Annotated in this window: 23 protein-coding genes; 12 read left to right on the forward strand and 11 right to left on the reverse strand. The window is 32.4% G+C overall.

All coding sequences use genetic code 11. The annotated features are described in order from the left end of the window. The first annotated feature begins 53 nt into the window (after positions 1-53). Positions 54-1,478 (forward strand): L-serine ammonia-lyase, encoded by a 1,425-nt coding sequence (locus tag VRU49_RS02250; RefSeq protein ID WP_330145148.1) that lies wholly within the window; start codon positions 54-56, stop codon positions 1,476-1,478. 62 nt (positions 1,479-1,540) lie between these two features. Next, a complete protein-coding gene (locus VRU49_RS02255) occupies positions 1,541-1,825 on the forward strand; it encodes an ATP-dependent Clp protease adaptor ClpS (protein WP_330145149.1) in 285 nt (94 codons plus the stop codon). Positions 1,826-1,827: 2 nt separating this feature from the next. On the opposite strand, the gene VRU49_RS02260 is transcribed toward VRU49_RS02255, so the two are convergent. Further along, a complete protein-coding gene (locus VRU49_RS02260) occupies positions 1,828-2,427 on the reverse strand; it encodes a thioredoxin family protein (protein WP_330145150.1) in 600 nt (199 codons plus the stop codon). A 113-nt stretch (positions 2,428-2,540) separates the two neighbouring features. On the opposite strand from VRU49_RS02260, the gene VRU49_RS02265 reads away from it, so the two are divergent. Then, positions 2,541-5,027, forward strand: coding sequence for a TonB-dependent receptor (locus VRU49_RS02265; protein WP_330145151.1), 2,487 nt, complete (start codon positions 2,541-2,543; stop codon positions 5,025-5,027). Between the two features lie 118 nt (positions 5,028-5,145). Further along, on the forward strand, positions 5,146-5,877 hold the full coding sequence (locus VRU49_RS02270; RefSeq protein ID WP_330145152.1) for a lysophospholipid acyltransferase family protein: 732 nt from the start codon (positions 5,146-5,148) through the stop codon (positions 5,875-5,877). 3 nt (positions 5,878-5,880) lie between these two features. On the opposite strand, the gene VRU49_RS02275 is transcribed toward VRU49_RS02270, so the two are convergent. Then, positions 5,881-6,618, reverse strand: coding sequence for a LytR/AlgR family response regulator transcription factor (locus tag VRU49_RS02275; protein ID WP_330145153.1), 738 nt, complete (start codon positions 6,616-6,618; stop codon positions 5,881-5,883). Further along, positions 6,615-7,640 carry a sensor histidine kinase gene (locus VRU49_RS02280; protein ID WP_330145154.1) on the reverse strand — a complete coding sequence of 342 codons (1,026 nt, stop codon included), beginning with the start codon at positions 7,638-7,640 and terminating at the stop codon, positions 6,615-6,617. Before VRU49_RS02280 ends, VRU49_RS02275 begins: the two co-directional genes overlap by 4 nt. Before the next feature lie 201 nt (positions 7,641-7,841). Here VRU49_RS02280 and VRU49_RS02285 point away from each other — a divergent pair, with 201 nt between their 5' ends. From VRU49_RS02285 to VRU49_RS02310, 6 genes are all read left to right on the forward strand, one after another. Continuing rightward, positions 7,842-8,087 (forward strand): hypothetical protein, encoded by a 246-nt coding sequence (locus VRU49_RS02285; RefSeq protein WP_330145155.1) that lies wholly within the window; start codon positions 7,842-7,844, stop codon positions 8,085-8,087. Positions 8,088-8,089: 2 nt separating this feature from the next. Beyond that, positions 8,090-8,995 carry an ABC transporter ATP-binding protein gene (locus tag VRU49_RS02290; protein ID WP_330145156.1) on the forward strand — a complete coding sequence of 302 codons (906 nt, stop codon included), beginning with the start codon at positions 8,090-8,092 and terminating at the stop codon, positions 8,993-8,995. Between the two features lie 2 nt (positions 8,996-8,997). Then, on the forward strand, positions 8,998-9,795 hold the full coding sequence (locus VRU49_RS02295) for an ABC transporter permease (protein ID WP_330145157.1): 798 nt from the start codon (positions 8,998-9,000) through the stop codon (positions 9,793-9,795). A 140-nt stretch (positions 9,796-9,935) separates the two neighbouring features. Next, a complete protein-coding gene (locus VRU49_RS02300; RefSeq protein WP_330145158.1) occupies positions 9,936-11,513 on the forward strand; it encodes a M28 family metallopeptidase in 1,578 nt (525 codons plus the stop codon). A gap of 119 nt (positions 11,514-11,632) precedes the next feature. Next, on the forward strand, positions 11,633-12,010 hold the full coding sequence (locus tag VRU49_RS02305) for a BlaI/MecI/CopY family transcriptional regulator (RefSeq protein ID WP_330145159.1): 378 nt from the start codon (positions 11,633-11,635) through the stop codon (positions 12,008-12,010). Between the two features lie 125 nt (positions 12,011-12,135). Beyond that, positions 12,136-13,512 carry a M56 family metallopeptidase gene (locus VRU49_RS02310; RefSeq protein ID WP_330145160.1) on the forward strand — a complete coding sequence of 459 codons (1,377 nt, stop codon included), beginning with the start codon at positions 12,136-12,138 and terminating at the stop codon, positions 13,510-13,512. A 104-nt stretch (positions 13,513-13,616) separates the two neighbouring features. Here VRU49_RS02310 and VRU49_RS02315 read toward each other — a convergent pair whose 3' ends face one another. The 4 genes from VRU49_RS02315 to VRU49_RS02330 form a co-directional block, all read right to left on the reverse strand. After that, positions 13,617-14,387, reverse strand: a complete 771-nt coding sequence (locus tag VRU49_RS02315; RefSeq protein WP_330145161.1) for a succinate dehydrogenase/fumarate reductase iron-sulfur subunit — start codon at positions 14,385-14,387, stop codon at positions 13,617-13,619. 20 nt (positions 14,388-14,407) lie between these two features. Next, entirely contained in the window at positions 14,408-16,387 is a 1,980-nt protein-coding gene (locus VRU49_RS02320) for a fumarate reductase/succinate dehydrogenase flavoprotein subunit (RefSeq protein WP_330145162.1), read from the reverse strand. Positions 16,388-16,393: 6 nt separating this feature from the next. After that, entirely contained in the window at positions 16,394-17,074 is a 681-nt protein-coding gene (locus VRU49_RS02325) for a succinate dehydrogenase cytochrome b subunit (RefSeq protein ID WP_330145163.1), read from the reverse strand. Positions 17,075-17,321: 247 nt separating this feature from the next. Then, a complete protein-coding gene (locus VRU49_RS02330; protein ID WP_330145164.1) occupies positions 17,322-18,851 on the reverse strand; it encodes a trypsin-like peptidase domain-containing protein in 1,530 nt (509 codons plus the stop codon). A 190-nt stretch (positions 18,852-19,041) separates the two neighbouring features. On the opposite strand from VRU49_RS02330, the gene dapF reads away from it, so the two are divergent. Next, entirely contained in the window at positions 19,042-19,830 is a 789-nt protein-coding gene (gene dapF, locus VRU49_RS02335) for a diaminopimelate epimerase (RefSeq protein ID WP_330145165.1), read from the forward strand. Here the strand turns inward: dapF and VRU49_RS02340 are convergent. From VRU49_RS02340 to VRU49_RS02355, 4 genes are all read right to left on the reverse strand, one after another. Next, a complete protein-coding gene (locus VRU49_RS02340; protein ID WP_330145166.1) occupies positions 19,827-22,070 on the reverse strand; it encodes a helix-turn-helix domain-containing protein in 2,244 nt (747 codons plus the stop codon). The two genes, dapF and VRU49_RS02340, sit on opposite strands and share 4 nt — an antisense overlap. A gap of 114 nt (positions 22,071-22,184) precedes the next feature. Next, entirely contained in the window at positions 22,185-22,880 is a 696-nt protein-coding gene (locus tag VRU49_RS02345) for a response regulator transcription factor (RefSeq protein ID WP_330145167.1), read from the reverse strand. Between the two features lie 50 nt (positions 22,881-22,930). Then, on the reverse strand, positions 22,931-24,760 hold the full coding sequence (locus VRU49_RS02350) for a sensor histidine kinase (RefSeq protein ID WP_330145168.1): 1,830 nt from the start codon (positions 24,758-24,760) through the stop codon (positions 22,931-22,933). 169 nt (positions 24,761-24,929) lie between these two features. Continuing rightward, positions 24,930-25,298: a DUF3127 domain-containing protein gene (locus VRU49_RS02355; protein WP_330145169.1), complete on the reverse strand. Its 369-nt coding sequence runs from the start codon at positions 25,296-25,298 to the stop codon at positions 24,930-24,932. Between the two features lie 72 nt (positions 25,299-25,370). Here VRU49_RS02355 and VRU49_RS02360 point away from each other — a divergent pair, with 72 nt between their 5' ends. Then, on the forward strand, positions 25,371-26,564 hold the full coding sequence (locus tag VRU49_RS02360) for a THUMP domain-containing class I SAM-dependent RNA methyltransferase (RefSeq protein ID WP_330145170.1): 1,194 nt from the start codon (positions 25,371-25,373) through the stop codon (positions 26,562-26,564).

Raw genomic sequence — 26,564 nt, forward strand, 5'->3', positions numbered from 1 at the left:
AAGTTTACATAGAAATTAACAAATATTAGTAAAGTAATGTAGCTTTGTATAAGATGAAATCAGAACAGATATCCATATTTGATATTTTTAAAATTGGCATAGGCCCATCCAGCTCCCATACCCTAGGTCCATGGCGCGCGGCCCAAAAATTTATAAAATCTTTATTAGAAGCAAAACCTAATTGCAAGGTAGAGCAAATTAAGGTCCTCTTATATGGTTCTCTAGCAAAAACAGGTATAGGCCATGGTACCGATATTGCTGTAATGTTAGGTTTAATGGATGCAGATCCTGTAACCTTCGATGTTGCATCTGTTCAGCCAACTATCGATAAAATAAAAAAAGACAAAAAACTGCTCCTCCCATCAAATGAGATTAACTTTACTTATGAAGAGGACATTATATTTCTATTCTCAGAAAGTCTACCATTCCACCCTAACGCATTAACTTTTCAAGCCTTCTTAGAAGATAAAACAGGATTTTCAGAAACCTATTATTCTATAGGTGGAGGATTTGTGGTTAAAGATGGAGAAGATAATAATGAATTTACACATGTTGATTTACCTTTCCCTGTTGAAAATGCAAATGATTTATTGCATTGGTGTAGAAAAACTGGATTGAAAGTCTCAGGAATAGTTTTTGAAAATGAATTGGCATGGAGATCAGAAGAAAAAACTAAAGAAGGTGCTTTAAAATTTTTCCATGTTATGCGCGACTGCATTTATAGAGGTTGCCATACCGATGGCTATTTGCCGGGCGGATTAGAAGTAAAGCGTAGAGCAAAAAGTTTAAATGAAAAATTAATTGGCGAACAAACATATACCGATTACCACAGTTGGGTAGAAGTAATCAAAAAAGGTGGCAACGGATTTAATTATATTTTAGATTGGGTAAGCTGTTTCGCATTAGCTGTTAATGAAGAAAATGCGAGTTTTGGAAGAGTTGTTACAGCTCCAACAAATGGCGCGGCTGGAGTTATCCCTGCCGTATTACAATACTTTATTTGCTTCTGTGACGGTAATAACGATGAAAAAATATTACAATTTATAGCTTGTGCATCAGAAATTGGATCAATTTTCAAGAAAGGCGCTACTATTTCGGCTGCAATGGGCGGATGCCAGGCAGAAATTGGAGTTTCATCAGCTATGGCTGCCGCAGCATTAACAGAGTGCTTAGGGGGATCACAAAGGCAAGTATTAATGGCTGCAGAAATAGCTATGGAGCATCATTTAGGATTAACTTGTGACCCAATTGGTGGTTTAGTTCAAATACCATGCATTGAGCGTAATACAATGGGCGCCATTAAAGCCATTACGGCTAGTCAGCTGGCTCTCCAAAGCAATCCAGAGAATGCTAAAGTTAGTTTAGATGCAGTCGTAAAAACCATGTGGGATACCGCGCTTGATATGAATGTTAAATATAAAGAAACATCTGATGGCGGACTTGCAATTAATATTCCTATCAGCTTACCAGAATGCTAATTACCATTTAAGAATTTAGATTTTTAATTATACAAAAAATAACTTATTGCTTATTTTTGTAAATGGCTACTACTGAAACCAAGGAAGAAACTTTTACACTCGAAGAAATTTTAAGTTCCTTAAAAACTATTCATCGCTTAATCTTATGGAATGATGATGTTAATACCTTCGAACATGTTATTCATTGCCTCGTAACTTATTTAGACTATTCTGAATCTCAGGCAGAAAAAATTGCATGGGAAGTTCACACCAAAGGTAAATGTGCAGTATTAGAAGGAAGTTTTACCGAAATGGAGATTTACAGAAAAATATTAAAACAAGAAGGTTTAACCGTTAGTGTAGAATAGTACTAATTTAATTTTTTTAATAAGGCTTCAATTTCTTGCTGAATATGATTTGTTTTATCTTTCGCATACCAGGCATGTATTTTAGTCGATAATTCCCACATATCCGCAGTTTCTTTTTTCCACTCAACCATTAATTCTTGTAAAATTGCAGGTCTAGGGCCCCATTTTCCAACTACCTTGCCTGACTTATTCATAATTATTAAAATAGGAATAGCTCTTCCTCCATGTGTTAAATAATTATCCATTAAATCTATGTTCTCGTCTCTTAAAACAAACTTTAGATTTAATTTTCCATTAGAATTTTCGGCAATTTTATTTAAAACAGGCGTTATTTGAGCTGCATCGCCACACCAAGCTTCTGTTATAACCAAGAAATCTAATTCATTAACAGTGTCTTTTAAGTATTCTATTAAACTTTGGTTTAGTATTGTTGTTTTATCAATTCTATTCATTCTCTGCAAATTCATCTTGGTATAATCTACCATTTGCTGAGATTGATCTGGACCAGATGTTAGGTTCTGAGCTAATAAATTCTCTATTAATTCTCTATATTTTAAATAGGATATTCCCTTATTGTTGAAGATTTCGTGTTCGTTTCTCATGTCGTTAATAAGCAATAAAGCTGTAATAAAATGGTTACTGCTCAGTTACCTTGAGCTAAATACTATAAATTTATACTTTTTTGTAAGTAAATATCTGAAATACAATCTAAATTATGCGTAATAAAGTTTTAAAATATGTTTTAGTCTTTAGCTTAGTTAATTTAATAACGCTTCCCTTATTTGCCCAGTCAAACAATACTGGAGTGGTTAGTGGAAAATTAATTGATGCCAAAACTAATGAATCTGTACCTTACGGAGCAGCAGTGTTATTCGATAAAAAAACAATGGCTAGAGTAAGTGCTGTTCAAACTGATCTTGATGGTAATTTTGTTTTACCCAACATTCCATTTGGTGTTTACACGTTCAAAGCTAGCTATATTGGTTACCAAACTATGGTTAGAGATTCTATAAATATTAATGCCTCAAATAGAACTATTTCTTTCGGAACTATAAAAATGAAAGAATCTATGGGAAATGAAATTTCTGAGGTAAGTGTAACCGCAACTAGGCCAACTATGCAATTAGGAATCGATAAAAAGGTTTTTACGGTTGATCAAAGTCTAGTAAGTGAGGGAGGATCTGCTGCCGATTTATTGCAAAATGTTCCTTCGGTTCAGACTGATATTGATGGCAATGTTAGTTTAAGAGGATCAAATGGTGTTAAAGTATTAATTGATGGCAAACCATCCTTAATTGCTGGTGGAAATATCGCTCAAATTCTTCAATCTATCCCTTCGAGCTCAATAGAAAGTGTTGAATTAATTACCAATCCATCTGCTAAATACGATGCTGAAGGTCAATCAGGGATAATTAATATCGTCCTTAAAAGAAACAAGAAATTAGGATTCAACGGTTCTGTTGCATTAACAGGTGGAATAAAAAACAACTACAACGGAAATACCAATTTAAGTTTCCAAAATTCTAAAATTAACTTATTTGGAAATTATAGCTATAGAGATGGAAATAGAGAAGGTGGTGGATTTAATAATATCAATTATTTAAATAATATTAATCCAACTTCTTATGCAAATCAAAATACTGACTCTAAATCCAAAGATCAAAGCCATAATTTAAAAGCTGGTATAGATGTTTATTTAAGCGATAAAGATGTTTTAAGCTTTTCAGGAGGCTTTAATGTTAGAGATAACAACAGAAACGAAATGCTTAGAATTGAACAATTAGGTCAGGCATTTAATCCATTACAATTAAGTAATAGAAGTAATGTTAATAAAGGAGATGGTAGTAGTTATGATCTTAATTTAGATTTTATTCATAAATTCTCTAAACCAAAGGAAGAATTAACTTTAAATGTTAACTATTCTAATGGCGAAAATAACAATATTCAAACCTATAGAACTAATATTTACAATATAAATGGCAATACAGTGATTGTTGATCCTGCAATTCAATTAAATACAAATTCGGGAGAAAATAACAACTTAAACTTCCAGGCCGACTATACTGTCCCTGTTGGAAATGGAAAAATTGAAGCAGGCTTTAGAAGTCAGATTAAAAAATCTGAATCCAATACTTTAGCATCGAATTTGAATAATGCTACAAATATTTATGATGTAAATTATGCTTTAACAAATAACTTCAATAATAAAGATCAAGTTCATGCGGCTTATATTAATTTCCAAAATCAAGTAAATAATTTTGGGTATCAATTAGGTTTAAGAGCCGAAGACGCTACTTTAAACACTATGTTAGGTGCATTTAACAATAATGGAACACAATTATTTAGTCCAGGTAAAATTGCCTATACCAGACTATACCCGAGTGTGTTTTTAACTCAGAAATTTGAAAAAGATGCCCAGGCACAATTAAGTTATAGCAGAAGGGTTAATAGACCTAGAGGATGGGATACAAATCCATTTTTAGATGTTTCTGATCCTTTAAATTTCCGTCAAGGTAATGCCAATTTACGTCCTGAAGATGTTCATGCATTTGAATTTAGCTTAAGTAAATATTATTCAATAGCTAGTTTAACTGGAACAGCATATTTTCGTCAGACTAACGATGTAATTCAAAGAATTATGTCTGAGCCTGATTTAAACGGTGTTACTTTAACAACCCCACAAAACTTAACCAAAAGTACTTCTAAAGGTATTGAGTTGATTGGAAGATTAGATGTTTCAAAAAAATGGAACTTCACAGCAAATGTGAATCTTTATGAAAATAAAATTACAGGGGTACCAGCTTTCGGAATTGCAGAAAACAGTGGTTTTAGCTGGAATGCCAACTTAACTAATAATTTCACTTTGCCTTATAATATTACTTTACAAATTAAGGGCGATTACAGAGCCGCTGAGGTTCAAGCTCAAGGAAAGCGTAAAGCTATGTATGGATTTGATGGGGGCGCAAAATATGACTTCCCTGATAAAAAATCATCATTGAGCTTAAACGTTAGAGATATTTTTGCAACGAGAAAATGGAGTAATACCAATTATGGTAGAAACTCTATTTCTACCTTCGAGAGATATATGCAAGGCACAATGGCCAATTTAACTTTCTCATATAGATTTGGTAAATCTATGTTCGATCTTAAAAAGAAAAAGAACGACCAACCTGAAGGAAGACCAGACGAAGAAAACTTCTAAAAATTATATAGGCACTCTTTGGAGTGCCTTTTTTTATGATTAGTCTTCGAAAAACTCAATAACAATGCTAACTTTAAACTTTAATTAAACAATAAATCATCAACCATTTATTATTTTAATGGGCTACATTCTTACACCTATATTTTATATTTTCTTCGGATTATTTTTAGTAATCTTTCATCCTATACAATGGATTTCACTAAAATTATTTGGATATAGTGCTCATAAAAAATCGGTAGACTTACTAAACTTTTTTCTAACCCATACTCAATGGATTTTATTTAATTCTGTTTCATTTAAAGGAAGGGAGCATTTAAATAAAAAAGGGCCGAAATTATTTGTCGCAAATCATCAAAGTATGTTCGATATTCCATCTATAATATGGTTTCTAAGAGCATATCACGTGAAATTTATTTCAAAAATTGAACTTACAAAAGGAATTCCATCTATTTCGTTCAACTTAAAATATGGTGGCGGTGCAAATATTGATAGAAGTGATAAAAAACAAGCGATTTCTGAAATTATAAAGCTTGGAAAAAGAATGCATGAAAATAATTGGAGTTGTTTAATTTTCGCAGAAGGAACACGTGCAAAAGACGGCCAAATAAAACCTTTCCAAATTGGAGGAATTGCAACATTATTAAAAATTGCACCCAATGCAGAAATAGTTCCAATTGCAATAGAAAATTCCTGGAAAATAGTCCGAAAAGGTAATTTTCCTTTAGGTTGTTTTCTTAATTTAAAATGGACTGTTTTACCTCCTCTAGATAAAGAAAACAAAACTCCAGAAGATCTGGTTAATGAAGTTGAATTAAAAATTAGAGAACATTTAAATCAACCTAGACCATAAAATCTATAGATTTCTGTTCTCTATTCTCTTAAAAAATTCTTCTCGGTAAGTATCGCCAATAGGTATTGTTTTACCAGAAATAGAAATTCTACTTCTTTCAATACTCTGAATTTTATCCAATGAAATGATATAGGATTTATGGACTCTTATAAATTGATTTGAAGGTAGTGTTTCTTCCATTTTCTTCATATTCTGAAGTGTAATGATACGCTCATCCTTAGTGTAAATACTTATATAGTCTTTTAATCCTTCTATATACAAAATATCTTCTAAATGAATCTTTTGAATTTTATGCTCTGTTTTAACGAATATATAATCTACTACCGGATTATTACTAGCTGCAGGAGGTTGTTGAACAGGAGTCTCAATATTCTCAGAAGCTTTGGTTAGATTAAGAACCTTTTCAACAGCTTTATAAAATCTGTCAAATGCTATTGGTTTTAACAAATAATCAGATACATTTAAATCATAACTTTCCAATGCATATTGCGAATAAGCAGTAGTAAGAATAAAATTAGCTTTCCCACCTGCAATTTTCAAAAACTGGATACCAGTTAAATCAGGCATTTGGATATCTAAGAATACTAAATCAATATCTCCTGTTTGAACTAATTGTAAGGCTTCAATTGCATTTTCTGTCCTTTTAACTAAAGTTAAAAAAGGCACTTTAGATATATAATCTTCAATTATATCTAATGCTAATGGTTCATCATCAACGGCAATACATTTTAATTTTGTCATAGATCAAGCATCAATTCAGTGGTATAATGAGTAGCCGAATTTACAATATTTAATTTATATCTATCTGGATACATTAATTGTAATCTACGTTCTACGTTACTCAAACCTACCCCACCTACTTTGTCTTTATAATTGTCTTTATTCTTTTTGTTTTTTACGCTAAAATGTAAAATTTTCTGGTTAGCAATAATGTTTATTAAAATTGGATCTTCAGGATCATTTGCTACACCATGCTTAAAAGCGTTTTCTATAAATGAAATTAAAATTAAAGGCACAATTTGTTGACCGCTAATTTCTCCATTGATGGTTAATTTTATAGCACCTCCATCTTTAAACCTTAATTTATGTAAGTCAATATAACTTTGAAGGTATTCTACTTCCTTACTTAAATCGCTCATTCTATCATTGCTTTCGTAAATCATATAACGCATAATTTCCGAAAGCTTTAAAATTGCACCAGCCGTTTTATCCGACTTTTGATATGCTAGAGAATAAATATTATTTAAAGAATTAAATAAAAAGTGTGGATTAAGCTGTGATTTTAAAAACTGAAGTTCCATTTCTCTTTTTTCAGTTTCCAAATTACGTTGAACTCGTTCATTAGAAAACCAATCTATAGTAAGCTTCAACAGCAAACTAAATACTAATAGAAATCCTGTGATAAAAACAGAAAATATAAAGTAGTACAATACTTGATTTTCTTTAAATCTACCATCGGGCTCTAAATTTAATATGTCGTGAAACATATATAAAAAGCCCATCTTAACCCCTACAACAATTACTAATAACAAGAACAATGAAAGTAAATAAAGAAGGTATTTACTTTGTTTTTTAATTAATTGAGGAATTAATATGAAGTAATTTATATAAAAAGTAGAAAGTGCTATAACTGAAGGATAGGCAACTTGTAGAAATACATTTCTTAAAGTTAATTCCATATCTCTCCATAATCCAATAAAATAAGGGATTCCTATTAAGCTCCAAAAAAGTATATGTATTAATATAGCACCTTTAAACTTCATACTAACAAATTAAATGTATATAACCTATTCGGATAAAAACTTTCGACGAACGGGCATTTTTATTCTACAAATAGGCAAATTGGTAAAATTTATCGACAAACACTACAATTTCCTGTTTATCTATTTTTTTAGTCGCTTGGTATAATAGATTTTTCAGCAAAATCTAAAATTATTCTATTTGTTTAATAAACCGCCAAGATTATGAAAACTTTGAATTTAAACAACAGAAATTTTGCATCAGGAACTAACCAATCTGCTGCAAAAAGCAACACTAAAAACACAAATAAGTTAGCGAATGTTTCTCCTTTCTTATTATTGTTATTACCAGTATTTGTAGTGATGATTGTAACTTTTTCTATCTCACTTCCAAAAGATTCTGATAGTGCGTTAAAAACAAATACTAAACCTTCAGTATCTGTTATAAAAATTACCAAAAGCCTATTTTAGTAATGATTAATGCAATTGAAACTTCCAATCTTACATATAAGTTTGGGAATCAGATCGTTGTCGACAACCTTTCTTTACAGGTTCCAAAAGGCAGTATCTATGGCTTTCTAGGTCATAATGGGGCTGGTAAAACCACAACCATTAAGATTTTATTGAATCTTCTGAAATCAAAGTCGAACGAAGTAAAAATCTTTGGTAAAGACATTAACTCTAATAGAATTGCTTGTTTAAAAAGAATCGGTGCTTTAGTAGAACAACCTTCAATTTACGGCCATTTAACTGGTTATGAAAACCTGAAAAATAGAGCCATGATTGTTGGGGTTAACCAAGATAGAATTAGCGAAATGCTAAACTTGGTAGGTTTATCAGATGCAGCGAACAAAAAAGCGGAAAAATACTCATTAGGTATGAAACAGCGCTTAGGTATTGCCATTGCATTACTTAGCGACCCTGAACTTTTATTATTAGATGAACCAACAAATGGTTTAGATCCGAACGGGATAATTGAAATAAGAAATCTTATGATAGATCTTGTTAAAAATCATAATAAGACTATTCTCGTAAGTAGCCACCTTTTAGCAGAAATTGAACGTACAGCCACTCATGTGGGTATTATAAACAAAGGAAAGTTATTATTTCAAGGGACGATAGATGAGCTTCACAATTTAAGCAAACCATCCGCATTTATTCAATGTGACGACAGTTTAAAAGCTCAAGAAATAATTAAAAATGCAGGATTTTCTATTTTAAAATCTAATTCGAACAGAATAGATTTTAATTGTACAAGTGTAGACGATTTAGGGAAATTAAATACTTCTTTAATTCAAAATGGGATTACCGTTTATGCATTAGGAACAGACAAGAAAGATCTTGAAAATTTGTTTTTAGATATCACTTCAAAAAATTAAATATGCGCTCATTCTTTATTTCTTTAAAAAGTGAATTTTATAAGTCGCGAAAATCACTTGCTTTTTGGGCTTCAATTCTTCTACCACTAATTATTTGTGGATTATTAACTGTTGGATTTTATACTTCCTCAGAGAAAATATTAAAAATGAACTATCCTGCTGAAGGTATTTGGTATCAATTTTTAAGACAACCTATTTCATTAATGGGCATGTTAATTTTGCCTTTTTATGTGATTTTTATGGCTTTTTCGGTAAACAATATTGAACATAAGAACGATACTTGGAAAATGCTATTCTCACAACCATTAAATAAGTTCTCAATATATGCAGCCAAATTTTTGTACGGTATTATTTTAATATTTATTTGCCTCTTTTTATTTGCAGCATTCGGACTATTCTTTGGATTGATATTAAGTAAATTAATCCCCGCATTTAAGTTTCAAGATTATTCTCCTATTAATTTTTTATGGGTAGTTTATTTAAAATTATTTTTATCTGCGCTAGGGATATATTCAATTCAATTTATATTGAGCTTAATATGGGCCGACTTTCTAAAACCAATGGGAATTGGATTTGTATTAACTATAGTTGGGTTAATCACTATATTAACTAGATGGGAATATGCCATTTATATTCCTTATGGTTCTCCAACTGATATAGTATCTTCGGCATTTGGTACAGAAAAAATATTATCGCCTCCATTTCCAATATTTATAGAATCTATTTGGGTGAGTTTAATATGCAGCATAGTCTCATTTATTGCAGGATATTATATTCTCTCACAGAGAAATATTAAATAAGATATTCATTTAAAAAGGGGGAGTTTAAACTTCCCTTTTTTTATGCCTAAAAGTTTTCATTGTAATAATATGATTAGATAAGTGTAAAATATAATTAAAAACTTATAAATTACTCCTTGTAATTCACTTAACTAAATAATATGATGAAAAAAATTACTTCAACTGCGTTAGCATTGTTTGTTACTTTTTCGCTTTATGCACAAGAAAAAGTAGACATGGCAATGATGCAAAAAATTCGTAAAGAAGGTTTAGAAAACTCTAAAGTTATGGACCTTGCTTTCGATATTACAGACGGGAATGGTCCTCGTTTGTCTGGTTCACCGGGTTTAAGAAAAGCTCAGGCATGGGCAGTAAATAAACTTAAAGAATGGGGATTACAAAATGCCCATACTGAAGCTTGGGGAACTTTTGGTAAAGGATGGCAAGTAGACAAATATTATGCTGCCCAAACTACTCCTTTTTACAGACCAATTATTGCTTATCCAAAAGCATGGACTCCAGGAACTAACGGTCCAATTAAATCTCAAGTAATTTTAATAAAAGCTGATACCATTACTGATTTAGCTAAATATAAAGGTAAGTTAGCAGGAAAAATCGTTATGATGGATCGTTCTGCACCTATTCGTGTTAACGATAAACCAGAATTAACTCGTCATTCTGACCAAACTTTAGAGAATATGGCTAATGCTCAAATGCAAGCTACTCCTCAAGGTGGTGGTAACAGACCTAATCCAAATGCTGCAAACAACCAAATGGCAATGTTAATGCGTGCAAGAGAAGTTCAAGCTGCTATGGCTGCAATGTTGGTTGAAGAAAAAGTAGGATTAATCTTAACTCAAGCTCGTAACGGAAGTTATGGTACTTTATTTAGCAGCAATGGTGCTTCTTATGCTTTAGATGCAAAACCAGTTGCTCCTGAATTAGAAGTATCTCCAGAAGATTATTTACGTATCCATAGATTATTAAAAGCAGGAAGACCAGTAGAAATTGAAGCTGATATTAAAACTTCATTTTATACTGAAGATCCTAAAGGATATAACGTAATTGCTGAAATCCCTGGTACTGATAAAACTTTAAAAGACGAAATCGTTATGATTGGTGGTCACTACGATTCATGGCATGCTGGTACTGGTGCTACAGATAACGGCGCTGGTGCTGCAGTAATGATGGAAGTAATCCGTATTTTAAAAGCTATTGACTATAAACCAAAACGTACAATTAGAATTGGTTTATGGGGTGCTGAAGAGCAAGGTTTACACGGTTCTAGAGGCTATATGTTAAAACATTTTGGAAATCCTACTACAATGGAATTACTTCCAGCTCATAAAAACTTATCAGCTTACTATAATATTGATAATGGTGGTGGTAAAATTAGAGGTATCTATTTACAAGGTAATGCCGGTGTAAAAGATATTTTTAAATCTTGGTTGGAACCTTTCCATGATTTAGGTGCTAAAACTGTTACTATCAGCAATACTGGCGGTACAGATCACCAAGCATTTGATGCATTAGGACTTCCTGGTTTCCAATTCATCCAAGATCCTATGGATTACAGTACACGTACTCACCATAGTAATCAAGATACTTACGATCGTTTAAATCCTGAAGATTTAAAACAAATTGCTACAATTGTTGCTGCTTTTGTTTATAACACTTCAGAAAGACAAGAAAAGTTACCTCGTAAAGAGTTACCTAAACCTCGTCCTACAAACAACTAATAATTTTAAAGCCGTCCGATTAGGACGGCTTTTTTTTTGACACTATATTATATTTATTTTTCTTAAAATTTGGAACTAACAAATTAGTTGCTAAATTTACAATAGAGAGAATTAAGATTATGGAAATTAAGGAATTAACAAAGGCCGAAGAACAAATAATGCAAATAGTTTGGCAATTAGAAAACTGCTTCGTAAAAGAAGTTGTGGACTTTTTACCCAACCCAAAACCAGCTTATAATACAGTTTCTACTATTATTAGAATATTAGAAGTTAAAGGTTTTATTGGTCATAAAGCTTTTGGAAAATCTCATCAATATCACCCTCTTATTTCGAAGGAGTCTTATAAACGTTTCGCAACCGAGAAGCTTTTAGACAATTATTTTGAAAATTCAGTAGAGAGCATGTTCTCATTCTTTGTAAAAGAAAAAAAAATGGACCTGTCTGATATGGATGAAATATTAAAATTGATAGAAAAAATCAAAAATAAACCAAAATGATTTGGACGCATTACTTACTTCAAGTAAATCTTTACTTGATCCTTTTTTACTGCTTTTACAAGCTGTTATTACAAAAAGAAACCTATTTTCACTTCAATAGGATCTTCTTATTTGGATCAAGTATCTTGTCGCTAGTAATCCCTTTCCTCCGCATTGAATGGTTCACTAAACAAGTTGCTACCCAAAAAATCTATTCAGGTATAGATCAAATAAGTGGAGCCGTAATTTCTATAGTAGAAAAACCTTCCAACCTTTCATTTAACTGGAACAAATTAATCTTAATTATTTATTTCGTTGGTGTTGCAATATTTCTTTGCAGAGCTATTCTACAGTTTTTACGATTAAAAAAAGTCATTAACAATCCTAAAAGCGGGCATGCCTTCAGTTTTTTTAACATAAAAAAAATAGACGCAGCCCTTCCATCACACCATATAATTAATGCGCACGAAAACATACATATAAAACAATACCATAGTATTGATATAATGTATTTTGAACTTCTTTCAATATTCTTTTGGTACAACCCTATTGTTTACCTCTATAAAAGAGCTATAAAGAATATACATGAATACTTGGCAGATTATGAAGCTATTAAACTTAATGGCGATAAAGACGCTTATTCTGTGTTATTATTGAGCAAAGTTTTCAATGTAGAATCCAATTTATTTACCAATAATTTTCAAACTCAATCTATGGTAAAGAAGAGAATATTTATGCTTTACCAAGAACGCTCACAAAAGATTGCTGTTTTAAAATATGGATTATTTGTACCTCTTTTTGGATTTGCATTAATTATTTCTTCAACTACGTTAAAGCGCAACCCCAAACTATTAGATGTAGTTAATTCTTTACCTCTAACAGTAATCCAAAAAACACTTCCTGTAGAAATAAAAAACAACGCAATAAAGTGGCTTAAGGAAACTACAAAAACTACATTGTTAATTTCCGCGCATGAGTTTGATTATGCTTCCTATGAAGAGAAAAATAAATCTGTTTACCAAGAACCTGAAAAGAAATTAGATGCGTTATTACCAAAAAATAGCAATGAAACCAATGCTCAAATTTTAGAAGAAAATATTGGCCTTAATTTTTCTGAAATTAGCTTAAAGAGTATTATCAGCAACTTAGAAAGTAATGCTGCATTAAATAAAAGTGAAGCTCATTTAAATATTTCCACTTCTAATAATACAACAGAAAAAAGCATGAGTACTCCTGCTAGTTATACGGGTGGATTAAACAAAATTTCACAGCAAATACAAAGTCAACTTAAATATCCACCAGCAGCATTAGCTGCAAATAAAACAGGTATAGTTGTTGTAGATTTTGAAGTAGATATTGATGGGACAATTAGTAATCTTCATATTAACAATAAGCAAGGATTTGGTTTAGATGAAGAAGCAATGCGTGTAGTTTCTACTCTCAATTCTTGGATTCCTAAACAAGTAAATGGGGTACCTACTAAATCTAAACACAATATTCAAATCAAGTTCGAATTAAACTAATAACAAATTTAAAGGCATAAAAAAACCCCGACGAATCGAGGTTTCTTTTTTATTTTTTTGTCCCGGTATTATTCAACTAATGTACAAATAATTCCGTTTAAATTTTAGACAGTTTCTTCAGATGAAATTTTAGCTGAATAATAATCTCTATTCATTCTAGCTATATTTTCCAACGAAATTCCTTTTGGACATTCTGCTTCACACGCACCGGTATTGGTACAGTTTCCAAAACCTTCAGCATCCATTTGAGCAACCATGTTTTGAACGCGGATATAACGTTCTGGCTGTCCCTGAGGCAACAATGCCAATTGAGATATCTTTGCTGATACGAATAACATTGCAGAAGCATTTTTACAAGTTGCTACGCAAGCTCCACAACCAATACAAGCTGCTGCTTCGAATGCTGCATCTGCTTTAGATTTTGCAATCGGAAGGTTATTGGCATCTTGTGCATTACCTGTATTTACAGATATAAAACCACCTGCAGCAATAATTCTATCGAATGCAGATCTATCTGTAGATAAATCTTTAATCACAGGAAAACCTGCTGCTCTCCAAGGCTCTACTACAATTACATCGCCATCTTTAAATGAGCGCATATGTAATTGGCAAGTTGTAATTCCTTCTTTTGGTCCGTGCGGTCTACCGTTAATATACATAGAACACATTCCGCAGATACCTTCTCTACAGTCGTGATCAAATACGATAGGCTCATCACCCTTATTAATTAAGTCCTCGTTTAAAACGTCGAACATTTCCAAAAAGGACATATCAGGAGATATATCACTTACTTTATAATCAACAAGGGCACCCTCTGCCTTATTATTTTTTTGACGCCAAATTCTAAGTGTCAAATTCATGTTTCCAGTACTCATAATAATCGTATTGTATACTACTATTTATAACTTCTTTGCGCTACTTTGATATTTTCAAAGTTTAAATGTTCTTTATGAAGCTTAAAGCTACCATCTCCTAAATTCTCCCATGCAGCTACATATGCAAAGTTTTCATCATCACGTAATGCTTCGCCATCTTCTGTTTGATGCTCTTCTCTAAAGTGTCCGCCGCAGCTTTCTTCTCTATTTAATGCATCAATACACATTAACTCGCCAAGCTCTAAGAAATCGGCTACACGACCAGCTTTTTCTAATTCAGGATTGAATTCATTAGCCTCTCCGGGAACTCTTACATCTTTCCAGAACTCTTCACGTAAAGCTCTAATTTCCTCTATAGCTTCTTTTAAACCTGTTGCATTTCTAGCCATACCACATTTATCCCACATGATAAGACCTAAACGTTTATGGAAATAATCAACAGATTTTGTTCCTTTTATACTAAAAAACTTATCTATTGTATCTTGTACTTTTTTCTCAGCTTCAACAAATGCAGGATGATCTAATGGAAGTGGCTTAGTTGCAATTTCTTTACTCAAATAACTACCTAAAGTAAATGGAATTACAAAATAACCGTCAGCTAAACCTTGCATTAATGCAGATGCACCTAATCTATTTGCACCGTGGTCAGAGAAATTTGCCTCACCTAATGCATATAAACCAGGTATAGTAGTCATTAAGTTGTAATCAACCCATAAACCACCCATAGTATAGTGAACTGCTGGATAAATACGCATTGGCGTTTCATATGGATCCTCGCCAGTAATTTGCTTATACATATCAAACAAATTCCCGTATTTCTCTTTAATAACTTCTCTTCCTAAGCGCATAATAGTTGCGTGATCAGGATTATGTATGTTTTGTTTATTAGCTTCTACTTTACCGTATCTTTCTGTGTTGAAAGTAAAATCTAAATAAACCGCTTTTTTAGACGCGCCTACTCCATAACCAGCATCACATCTTTCTTTAGCTGCACGCGATGCCACATCTCTAGGAACTAAGTTACCAAATGCAGGATATCTACGCTCTAAATAATAATCTCTTTCGTCTTCTGGAATATCTACAGGTCTACGAGTATCGTCTTTCTTCTTAGGAACCCAAATTCTACCATCATTTCTCAATGATTCAGACATTAGGGTTAATTTACTTTGATGATCTCCTGATACAGGAATACAAGTAGGGTGAATTTGAGTATAACAAGGATTTCCGAAAAATGCTCCTTTTTTATTCGCCTTCCAAGCTGCAGTAACATTGCTACCCATTGCGTTAGTAGAAAGATAGAAAACATTACCATAACCACCTGTACATAATAATACAGCGTGACCAAAATGTCTTTCTAATTTTCCTGAAATTAAATCTCTAGCGATAATACCGCGAGCTTTACCTTCAACCATTACAACATCTAACATCTCGTGACGAGTAAACATTTCTACTTTACCCATACCAATTTGTCTTTCAAGTGCGCTATAAGCCCCTAAAAGTAATTGTTGTCCCGTTTGTCCAGCTGCATAAAATGTACGTTGAACTTGCGTTCCACCAAATGATCTATTATCTAATAAACCACCATATTCTCTTGCTAAAGGAACCCCTTGAGCCACACATTGATCTATAATATTCGCACTAACTTCTGCTAATCTATAAACGTTTGCTTCTCTAGCTCTATAATCTCCACCTTTAATCGTATCATAAAATAAACGATAAGTACTATCGCCATCATTTTGGTAATTTTTTGCAGCGTTGATACCCCCTTGCGCAGCAATTGAGTGCGCTCTTCTAGGAGAATCTTGGAAGCAAAAACATTTTACTTTATAACCCATCTCTGCTAAAGTTGCAGCTGCAGAAGCACCTGCAAGACCAGAGCCAACTACTATGACTTCTAAACTTCTTTTATTTGCCGGATTAACGAGCGGCCCAGAAGAAAGATATTTTTTCCACTTTTCGGTTAATTCACCGCTAGGTATATTTGAATTTAATTCTGACATGTTGCTTTAATTAATGATCTGAAAGTAAATAGCTAATGGCATTAGCGAAAATACTACTGATAATAGGATTGAAAACCAAAATCCAAATCCTTTAATAAACGGGGTGTACTTTTTATGATTTAATCCAAGCGTTTGAAATGCTGAAGAAAATCCGTGAATTAAGTGGTAAGCTAATGACACCATTGATAATACATAAAATATTACCAACCATAAATCACTAAATGAAACCAACATTTCAGCGTATAAATCTTCATTTCCATTCGCATCAATTCCAGGAATTCCTGTAAATCTAGATGTCACCCAAAAATCGGACATGTGAACAATTAAGAAAATTAATAATAATGTCCCTAATAATCCCATAGAACGACTGTACCAGGTACTATTTGCATTTCCATTGGTAACTGCATATTTAACTGGTCTCGCTTTTCTATTCTCGATAGTTAGCCTTAAAGCTTGAAAAATATGAGCAAGAATGCCTAATATTAAAACAATCTCCATTGCCCTAATTAGCCAATTTGTTGCCATAAAGTGCGCGCCCTTATTAAAAGCTAACCCACCATCGTTAATAAAAATTAAAGAATTTAAAAAACAGTGAATCACCAAGAAAACAACTAAAAATAGCCCGGTGATACCCATCACCATCTTTTTTCCTATTGATGATTTAAAAACATTGCCAGTATTACTCATTAGTATATATTATTGCGTTCATGCAAAAGTATTTAATAAAATGATTTTTTTTACAATTCTTATACTAATTATCTCAATTAAATCTTATTTAGAAACATTCTATTGATTTTACAAATTCAATAACTAAGCCCTAAGAAATACCTAATTAATCCTATTTATCTTAACCACAATTTCTAAAAGCTTAAAAAAACAAAAAACCCCTGAATTTTTATTTTTCAGGGGTTTGTTTTTGAAATTGTTCTAATTTTTATCGCTTTACATTTGGTACAGCAAACTTAAATGTTGATCCTCTTTCTGGAGAAGTTGTTACAGAAACATATTCACCTGAAGATTTTTTCAAAGCTTCTTCAATTTCTTTTGGAGAATTTACTGGGATGTCATTAATATGTGTAACTATCATCCCTTTTTCTATACCATAATTATCCAAAATTTTTCCGCGAACAACACTTTCAACTACCACACCATTTCTTACTCCACGTTGTGCTTTAGCCGCATCAGTCATAGTTCTAAATGTTGCACCCAAAGACTCTATAGAAATAGCTGATTTGTTTGATGCCACTTTCGTTTCCGCTTCTTGTTTCAATTCTTGAAGGGTAACAACTACATTTTTTAATTGATTATCTCTTAAAATAGACAAAGTTACTTTATCTCCAGGACTCAATACACCTACACGCTCTTGCAAATCTGGCGAATCAAATATTGCTTTACCATCAATCTTTTTAATGATATCGCCTTTTCTTATACCAGCTTTATCACCTCCACCACCTGCTACAACAGAGTTTACAAGTAATCCGTTTAAATCATCTAATTTCAATGAATCTCTATCTCCAGCATCCAATGGTTTAAAAGTAATACCGATATAGCCTCTCTTAACCTCACCATACTTCATGAAATCGTCTAAAATCTTTTTTGCAAGGTTTACTGGAATTGCAAATCCATAACCTTCATTAAAACCTGTATTAGACGCAATTGCAGTATTTATACCAATTAATTCACCATTTACATTTATTAATGCTCCACCACTATTTCCTGGATTAATTGCTGCATCTGTTTGAATAAACGACTCAATACTCGCATTTGTTCTGGCTTCTGGAAGCACACCACTTCTACGATACTCCTGCATTTCTTCGAAAGTTGGTGTACGCTGATTTTGATTTAAAATTCCAATATTACGCGCCTTTGCACTAACAATACCTGCCGTTACGGTGGTTTGTAAATTTAACGGGAAACCAATTGCTAAAACCCACTCCCCAACTTGTACCGCATCAGAATTTCCCAATTTCACAAATGGCAAATTCTTTTCTTCAATTTTTAATAAAGCTAAATCTGTATTAGGATCTTTACCCACAACTTTAGCTACTACTTTTCTTTTATCTGTTAATATTACTTCAATTTTAGAAGCTTTATCAACCACGTGATTATTTGTCGCTATATAACCATCGCTTGTTAAAATAACACCCGAACCTGATGCAGAACGCGGAGATCTTCTAATATTTCTATCGTTAAAGAAGTCAAAAATCGACATTTCATCTCGTGACGAACTTTCACCAAATGTTGTATTAATGTTAACTACAGCTGGAGATACTATGGCTGCTGCATCTACAAAATCTACTGCTCCAGTTGAAGAAACTCTTGGCGTACCATTCGCAAAATATGTGTTTTGCAATCCAGTTATTCCAGCACTTCCAGCTGATGGTTCTAAAAGTTTATATCCTCCAATTGCTGCTGCTCCACCTACAAAGGCCGCTAAAAGTGAAATTCCTATTACTTTTTTCATATGTGTTTAATTTTACAACCTAAAAAACAATTCTTAGAATTTTAAATATTAACTCTATCAAAATTAACACCATTAAGCCAATTTTTACATAAATTTACGGTCATAATTGGTGTTAAAAAATGTTAAAACAACTAACTCCTCTCCAAGAAGATAAGACCAATATTCATTTTTATTTTTAAAAAACCCGTTAATGGAGATTACCTTTCTAAAATATCAAGGCGCCGGAAATGATTTTATTTTGTTAGATAACAGAGATCGTAAATATAGTTCTTTAAACAAAAACCTTATTTCTAAACTATGTGATAGAAGATTTGGCATTGGGGCCGATGGATTAATGCTATTGGAAAACCATCCAGACTATGATTTTCAAATGCATTATTATAATGCCGATGGCGGATTAGGAAGTATGTGTGGAAACGGGGGAAGATGTATTGTGGCATTTGCTCATCATTTAAAAATAATTGAAACCGAAACTAACTTTTTGGCAGTAGACGGACCACATTATGCCAAAATTACTCAAAACCCATTCGTAGTTGAACTCCAAATGATAGATGTTGAGGAGTTTAGAATAGATAAGGAGGCAACAATTTTGAATACAGGTTCTCCACATTATGTTTTACCGGTTGTTGATTTACCTTCTTTTAATGTTTATGAAAAAGGTAGAGATATTAGATACAATGATGAATTTAAAGCCCAAGGTATTAATGTGAATTTTTGTGAATGGAAAAACAATATTCTGAAGGTTAGAACTTATGAAAGAGGGGTAGAAGATGAAACTTTTGCATGCGGAACAGGTGTTACGGCAGCAGCCATGGCTCATGCATTAAAACACCAGTTGGAAGGTGATATTGATACGAAAATTTCCGTTTTAGGCGGTGAGCTAAATGTTAAATTTAAAAAAACAGGCAACCGTTTTACAAGTGTTTTTTTAATAGGCCCAGCAGAATTAGTTTTTAAAGGAACAATTAATATAATTTAAATATCGACTCCAACACTACCGGCCATATGTGCTGCCAAACCCATTTTAATTTCGCCAAAAGTATAATCTTCACCTAGCATTTTACGAATTTCATTTAAAGAGGTTATTCGTTCTTCTTTAATAACTTTCGAAATGGCTTTTAATTTTCTCTCAGACAACACTTTTAAAGGGTCTATTATTTGTTTAGCAATATAGTAAGCAATATGTCCTTCTATAGTCCCCAAAGTCATGTCTCTCTTTTTGGCAATGCTTAGCAATGACATGCCATCAATAAACAATTTTAAAGTGATTTCTTTTGTATCAGCCTTAGCACCTTTAGGTTCTTTAACTTTAGCTGACTGTTTTTCTATGTTAGGTTGGTCCAAATAACTTTTTAATTTTTCGAACCGCTTAGGGAATAATATTTCATAATTTAGGCAATCTTTAGTTAACTCTAAGCCCTTAATATAGGATTCCAAATAAGCTTTGGCTTTAACGATTTTTATCAATTGTTCGAAAATTAATGTCTCCACCAGCAATAATTCTCTTGCATAGGTAACGTATTGTTTGGATAGCCGAATTAGATCAATATGCTCAAAAACTCTATTACTTAATTCAATTAATTTTGGAGTAAAATAGGCGTCCGCAGCCGATACTCTTTCCCAAATTAATTCATCATTTGCCTCCCCAAACATTCGTTTTAATTGATTAATAAACTTATCAGAATCAGCTTTTAATAATTTTATATCGTTACTTAGTTGTGTTCCCCAATCTTTATGTTTTTGCTTTGTAGATTTTTTTTCATCCTTAGAATAGGTGGTGCTATGTTCATAAATCTCCTTATCTAAAAGAGTAAAATCAAAACTTTGAATTAAGAATTTTTGCAAAAAAACCTTCCGTTCAAAAGATATCTTATCCTCTAACTCTTCACTTTTTATTTTTTGCCTGTGAAAGTTTAAAATGTGTTGATCTGTTCTGATACCGTTTCCAGCAATTAACGAAGTTAAAATCAAACCATTCAACGACCTTAACCTTGATAATGCGACATATACTTGACCTGCAGCAAAGGCATCACCTATATCTATAATAGCTTTATCGAAAGTTAAACCTTGACTTTTATGAACAGTGATTGCCCAAGCAAGTTTTAATGGAAACTGTGTAAAGGTCCCAGATATAGATTCAGTAATTTCATTGGTGAGTGGATCTGTATTATAGGTAATATTTTCCCAAGTATATCTTTCAACTGGAATAATTTTACCATCCGACTTTACATTAATAGAATCATTTCCAATCCAAACAATTTGTCCAATTTTACCATTGAAATAATTTTGTGCACCCGAAGGATCATTTTTAGTAAACATAACTTGAGCACCTACTTTGAGCTCTAAATTATAGTCTACGGGATAAGAATTTTCAGGAAATTCCTTATCTATAGTTCCTCTAAAATAAACAGGCTTATCTGGTAAAGTATCTAAGAAATCTCTGTTAATTTTATCTGCTTTATGATTATGTGTAGTTAAGGTGATGTAGTTATCATCTATTCTGGGCTTGTAATTATCTTTATAATAAGACTTTAATAATTCTACATCCTTATCAGTAACCGTGTTATTCCTCAGGTTATTTAATAAACCTATAAAAACTTCATCGTCTTGCCTGTGAATTTTATCTAGCTCTATGGTAAGTAATTGATTATTTTGAAGTGAAATAGCATCGAAAAAGTAAACACTATTGTAATATCCAGCCATATACTGCCATTCTTGTTGTTTAACAACAGGAGGAAGTTGGTGCAAATCTCCAATCAACAATAATTGAACACCTCCAAAACTTTCAGCATAATTTCTCCGTACATGCTTCAAAACAACATCCATTGCATCTAATAGATCAGCCCTAAGCATACTCACTTCATCAATAATTAAAAGCTCTAAATCCATAAGAATTCTTCGCTTTTGCTTATTTAGATTAAGGCCTTTTAAAAGAGTTTTGGGTGTAAAAAAATTAATATTTGAGAAGCCTGAAGGAATTTCGGGTAAAAAAGCACCAAATGGAAGTTGAAATAAAGAATGAATAGTAACTCCTCCAGCATTAATAGCTGCAATTCCGGTAGGTGCAACGACTACTGCTTTTTTATGCGTACCAGCAATAATGCTTCTTAAAAAAGTAGTTTTACCAGTACCTGCTTTACCAGTTAAAAAAATATGTCGACCAGTCTGGTTAATATATTTTTGCGCAATATTGGCAAGTGTACTTTCTTTATAATGCATTATAGACCTTAAATAATTAAGGCTAAAATACCCATAAATGTGATAGAAAACGAGTTTTAATGAATAGAAATAAATCTAAAAGAATGATAAAGTATTAAGGTAATGTGGTTTTTACTAATTTACCAATAACTTATACCCTCTACCGTGAACATTTAAAATTTCTACTTTAGGATCTTCTCTTAGGTACTTTCTTAATTTACTTAAAAAAACATCCATGCTACGCCCATTAAAATAATTATCATCGTGCCAAATACTTATTAAAGCCTCTTCTCTGGTAAGCACCTCATTCTTTTTTAAACACAATAAACGAAGTAATTCTGCTTCTTTTGTAGATAATTTTTGGACATGATCTCCAATTGAAATTTGTTGAGTGGTATAGTCAAACTTATAATTACCAATTACAAAAGTCTTTTGATTGCTCAAATCGGTTTCAGAACTAGAATTGCCTGCACGTTTTAATAACGCATTTATTCTTAGCAACAACTCTTCCATTCTAAATGGTTTTGTAATATAATCGTCGCCTCCTAAATTAAACGCGGTTGACTTATCTTCAATTAAAGCTTTTGCGGTAGCAAAGATTATAGGGACATTAGCATTTATTTTTCGAACTTCCTTTCCTAATGTAAAGCCATCCTTTTTCGGCATCATTACATCAAAAATGCATAAATCAAAAGTACTTTTACTAAAAGCTTTTAATCCTTCTTCCCCATCTGTACACAAAGTAACTTCAAAATTACCTTTCAACTCCAAATGGTCTTGTAATAGTAATCCTAAATTCGGGTCATCTTCAACAAGTAGTATTTTTTTCATTGTTTTCCAATTAAATTTCAAAAGAAGAATTTCATCCTCCTTTATATTTATTAGACTTTAATTACAGGAAATGTTAATTCAAAAGTTGTTCCTTTATCAATTTCACTTTTCACTTTAATTGTCCCGTTCATCTCTTTAACAATATCCTGCACATAATTTAGCCCTAAACCAAACCCTTTAACATCATGTAAATTTCCGGTTGGAACTCTATAAAACTGATCAAAAATTCTTTTTGTTTGTTCGCTAGTTATTCCAATTCCTTTATCTATTACCTCTAATATTAAATTATTCCTTGAATTTCGTGTACGAATTTCGATATAAGGGTTGTCTTTGCTGTACTTAATTGCATTATCAATTAAGTTATATAGTACATTACTTAAATGTAATTCATCGCAATATAACCATGAATTTGTTGCATTTAAGTTTAATTTAAGATTTGTATTTCTCTTTTGCAATTGCAAACTCATACTTTCTGTAACTGCAGAAATAACTTCATGAAGATCAACATTCTGAAAATCGAAATTTACCTCCTTCTTTTCTATTCGAGCAACATTCAACACTCTTTCTATATGATCTCCAAGACGAACATTTTCATCATAAATAATATTTGCTAATCGCTGAATCCTATTTTTATCATTTGCAATACTAGGATCCTTTAAACCCTCACTAGCCAACATGATAGTAGCTACAGGCGTTTTAAATTCGTGCGTCATATTATTTATAAAATCACTCTTCATCTCAGAAATCTTCTTCTGTTTTATTATAGAGTAAATTGTATAAGTAAATATGATCAGCAACAGCAACACAAAAGCTACAGAGCTTCCTAAATTGAACTTCATTTCAGACAATAAAGCTCTTTTTTGATTTGGGAAATAAACATGTAACATTCCCGGATCTCGTACTATGTCTTTGCTAAACAATAATACTTTATGAATATTTTCTGGATTTGCCTCATTAATAGGCGTTGATATTTGTTTATAGATTACCGAATCTTTCCTAGCCATGGTTACCCAAAACTGAAAATTGGTTTTAATACCTTGATTTAAGAATTCAACATTCAATAAAGAATCAATTTTTTTCTGTGAAATACGCTCGGTTAACGGAACATCTAAGGTTTGAATTTCCTTTTGAATATCTTCTAATAAATTCTTATTTCTATTATCTAATTGGATGGTATCGGCATACATCCTATCCAATTCTAATTTAAACTTATGCTTATAATTGGCATCTTCAATTAGAAATTTAGATTCCAAATCAGCATCAGTACTTGGCAGAGAAATTAAGCGTGGTAATTGATCTGTAGAACTTAAGGCAATATATCTAACAGTATCTGGAAGTTGATTATTTATAAATAACCACTGCAAATTTGGCCTTGGGAATTTGGGCACCAATCTACGCTCAACACTTCCATTTTCTAAAGTAGAAACCACTAATAAGTCGAGACCATCAATAATATTAGCATCCGTATTATTATAGCGTTGAAATTCATTCTCCGTAATAATTATAGGGGTAATATAACTTTGCCTGATATTGTTATCTTGAAAATTGAGGTATTCAAATCTCAGCTGCTGCTGACTAAATTTACGTTGCTCTTCAGAAGTTTTAAATTGTTCTCTAAAATTGACGATTTTATCTGTTCTTGATCTAATATTACTTTCATTCTGCCTTGCAACTTCATTTTCTTTACCTTCTATGTGCTGAAGCGCATTAATTCTTTGAACCTGATCGGCAACAGAATTCAAAGCTTTGTTTACGTTTTGGGTGAAAATTTGGGATCTTAATAAATAAGCCTGACTAATATAGTACCATTGCAGAACACATACCCCAATTAAGGCGAGAGACATTAAGCCGGTGATAATCCATAAACCACTTTTTTTCATACACCTATTACGTGAGACACAAAGCTTATTGAGATAAGGATATCAAATTTACCTAGGTTTTCCGACTAAGCCTTTATTTTAACAAAATTTAACACGAAAAAAAAATGCTCTAATCATATAGATCAGAGCATTTCTTACATAAAATTGTAATCTTAAAAATTGTTTTCTTTTAAAAAGGTAGATCGTCGTCTTCGCTTGGCGCACTGTTTAAATCAACAGGCGGAGCAAAAGCTGGAGCTGATCCTTGATCTGCACCACTAGAAATTGTAGTTAATCGCCAAACCACTAAACTATTGAAATAAGAAGTCTTGCCAGTTTTATCTGTCCAAGGGCGACCACGAAGATTAAAGGAAACTTCAATCTCATCACCTGCCTTTAAATTATCGAATAATGCAGTCTTATCTTGTAAAGCTTCAAACCTTATATATTCAGGATATGTAGGGTTTTCTGCATACTCTACAATTAAATCTCTCTTCTTAAAAGTATCACTTACTTGTTGTACTGCACCAATTTCGTGCACTCTTCCTTTGATTTCCATAACAATTACGCTTCTTTATATCTGGCGAAAATCAAATTTCAATAATTTTATTGATAACTTCGCATATAAATTATGCAAGTTTTCCACAATAAAAGCAAGGTAATAGTTACCTGTAATAAACGTCTCGCTCCTTATTTGGCAGAAGAGATAAAAGATTTAGGTTATACAATAGTCAGGGAATTTCCAACAGGAGCAGAGTTAGAAATTACTATGAGTCAATGTATTAAGCTAAACTTAAATTTACGTTGCGCTAGTCAGGTGCTATATAAAATCGCAAGTTTTAAAGCCAAAAACCCGGATGATTTATACAATGCTGTTAAATTAATTGAATGGGAAAAGTTAATTAATAGTACAGGTTATTTTTCTGTCACCTCTAATGTGGATAACCCTACTATCACCACGCCCCTTTTTGCTAACTTAAAAGTAAAAGATGCAATTGCTGATAGAATACTAGAATTAAAAGGCTTAAGGCCGAATTCTGGATCGGAAGTAAATAAAACAGTTATTCATCTTTACTGGAAGGAAAACGAAGCTGATATTTTTATAGACACCAGTGGAGAAACTTTAGCAAAACATGGCTACAGAAAGATCCCTGGAAAAGCACCAATGCTAGAAGCTCTTGCTGCAGGAACAATTTTAGCTACAAAATGGGACAGAAATTCTCCTTTTGTAAATCCGATGTGCGGGTCAGGAACACTTGCTATAGAAGCCGCATTAATTGCGACCAACAGAAGACCTGGGCTATACAGAATGAATTATGGCTTTATGCATGTTTTAGGCTATGAAGAGGAGGTGTTTTTTGAAGAAAGAAGAAACCTTAAAGACCAGGTCATTAAAAACAAAAAAATAAAAATTATTGCTTCAGATATTTCAGAAGATGCAGTTGATGTAAGTAGAAAAAATGCAAAAACGGCTGGTGTCGACGGGTTAATTGAGTTTTATGTTTGCGATTTCAGAGAAACACCTATTCCTGAAAATGCAGGTACAATTATTTTTAACCCAGAATATGGCGAACGTCTGGGAGTACACCATAAACTAGAATTAACCTACAAAGCCATGGGCGATTTTATGAAGCAAAATTGCAAAGGTTACTATGGCTATATATTTACTGGTAACCCTGATCTAACCAAAAAAATAGGTTTAAAAGCAGAGCGAAAAATTGAGTTTTATAACGGAAAATTAGATTGCCGTTTATTAGAATATGAATTGTATAGCGGTTCAAAAAGAATAGACACTAGAATTCAATCCAGTTTACCTAACGAATAA

The sequence above is a fragment of the Pedobacter flavus genome (assembly GCF_036324285.1).
GTDB classification, from domain to species: domain Bacteria; phylum Bacteroidota; class Bacteroidia; order Sphingobacteriales; family Sphingobacteriaceae; genus Pedobacter; species Pedobacter flavus.

What these genes read in the sequence shown, in the direction of transcription:
- VRU49_RS02250 (WP_330145148.1), top strand. Translation starts at nt 54, where the DNA reads ATGAAATCAGAACAGATATCCATATTTGATATTTTTAAAATTGGCATA.
- VRU49_RS02255 (WP_330145149.1), top strand. Translation starts at nt 1,541, where the DNA reads ATGGCTACTACTGAAACCAAGGAAGAAACTTTTACACTCGAAGAAATT.
- VRU49_RS02260 (WP_330145150.1), bottom strand. Translation starts at nt 2,427, where the DNA reads ATGAGAAACGAACACGAAATCTTCAACAATAAGGGAATATCCTATTTA.
- VRU49_RS02265 (WP_330145151.1), top strand. Translation starts at nt 2,541, where the DNA reads ATGCGTAATAAAGTTTTAAAATATGTTTTAGTCTTTAGCTTAGTTAAT.
- VRU49_RS02270 (WP_330145152.1), top strand. Translation starts at nt 5,146, where the DNA reads ATGGGCTACATTCTTACACCTATATTTTATATTTTCTTCGGATTATTT.
- VRU49_RS02275 (WP_330145153.1), bottom strand. Translation starts at nt 6,618, where the DNA reads ATGACAAAATTAAAATGTATTGCCGTTGATGATGAACCATTAGCATTA.
- VRU49_RS02280 (WP_330145154.1), bottom strand. Translation starts at nt 7,640, where the DNA reads ATGAAGTTTAAAGGTGCTATATTAATACATATACTTTTTTGGAGCTTA.
- VRU49_RS02285 (WP_330145155.1), top strand. Translation starts at nt 7,842, where the DNA reads ATGAAAACTTTGAATTTAAACAACAGAAATTTTGCATCAGGAACTAAC.
- VRU49_RS02290 (WP_330145156.1), top strand. Translation starts at nt 8,090, where the DNA reads ATGATTAATGCAATTGAAACTTCCAATCTTACATATAAGTTTGGGAAT.
- VRU49_RS02295 (WP_330145157.1), top strand. Translation starts at nt 8,998, where the DNA reads ATGCGCTCATTCTTTATTTCTTTAAAAAGTGAATTTTATAAGTCGCGA.
- VRU49_RS02300 (WP_330145158.1), top strand. Translation starts at nt 9,936, where the DNA reads ATGATGAAAAAAATTACTTCAACTGCGTTAGCATTGTTTGTTACTTTT.
- VRU49_RS02305 (WP_330145159.1), top strand. Translation starts at nt 11,633, where the DNA reads ATGGAAATTAAGGAATTAACAAAGGCCGAAGAACAAATAATGCAAATA.
- VRU49_RS02315 (WP_330145161.1), bottom strand. Translation starts at nt 14,387, where the DNA reads ATGAGTACTGGAAACATGAATTTGACACTTAGAATTTGGCGTCAAAAA.
- VRU49_RS02320 (WP_330145162.1), bottom strand. Translation starts at nt 16,387, where the DNA reads ATGTCAGAATTAAATTCAAATATACCTAGCGGTGAATTAACCGAAAAG.
- VRU49_RS02325 (WP_330145163.1), bottom strand. Translation starts at nt 17,074, where the DNA reads ATGAGTAATACTGGCAATGTTTTTAAATCATCAATAGGAAAAAAGATG.
- VRU49_RS02330 (WP_330145164.1), bottom strand. Translation starts at nt 18,851, where the DNA reads ATGAAAAAAGTAATAGGAATTTCACTTTTAGCGGCCTTTGTAGGTGGA.
- dapF (WP_330145165.1), top strand. Translation starts at nt 19,042, where the DNA reads ATGGAGATTACCTTTCTAAAATATCAAGGCGCCGGAAATGATTTTATT.
- VRU49_RS02340 (WP_330145166.1), bottom strand. Translation starts at nt 22,070, where the DNA reads ATGCATTATAAAGAAAGTACACTTGCCAATATTGCGCAAAAATATATT.
- VRU49_RS02345 (WP_330145167.1), bottom strand. Translation starts at nt 22,880, where the DNA reads ATGAAAAAAATACTACTTGTTGAAGATGACCCGAATTTAGGATTACTA.
- VRU49_RS02350 (WP_330145168.1), bottom strand. Translation starts at nt 24,760, where the DNA reads ATGAAAAAAAGTGGTTTATGGATTATCACCGGCTTAATGTCTCTCGCC.
- VRU49_RS02355 (WP_330145169.1), bottom strand. Translation starts at nt 25,298, where the DNA reads ATGGAAATCAAAGGAAGAGTGCACGAAATTGGTGCAGTACAACAAGTA.
- VRU49_RS02360 (WP_330145170.1), top strand. Translation starts at nt 25,371, where the DNA reads ATGCAAGTTTTCCACAATAAAAGCAAGGTAATAGTTACCTGTAATAAA.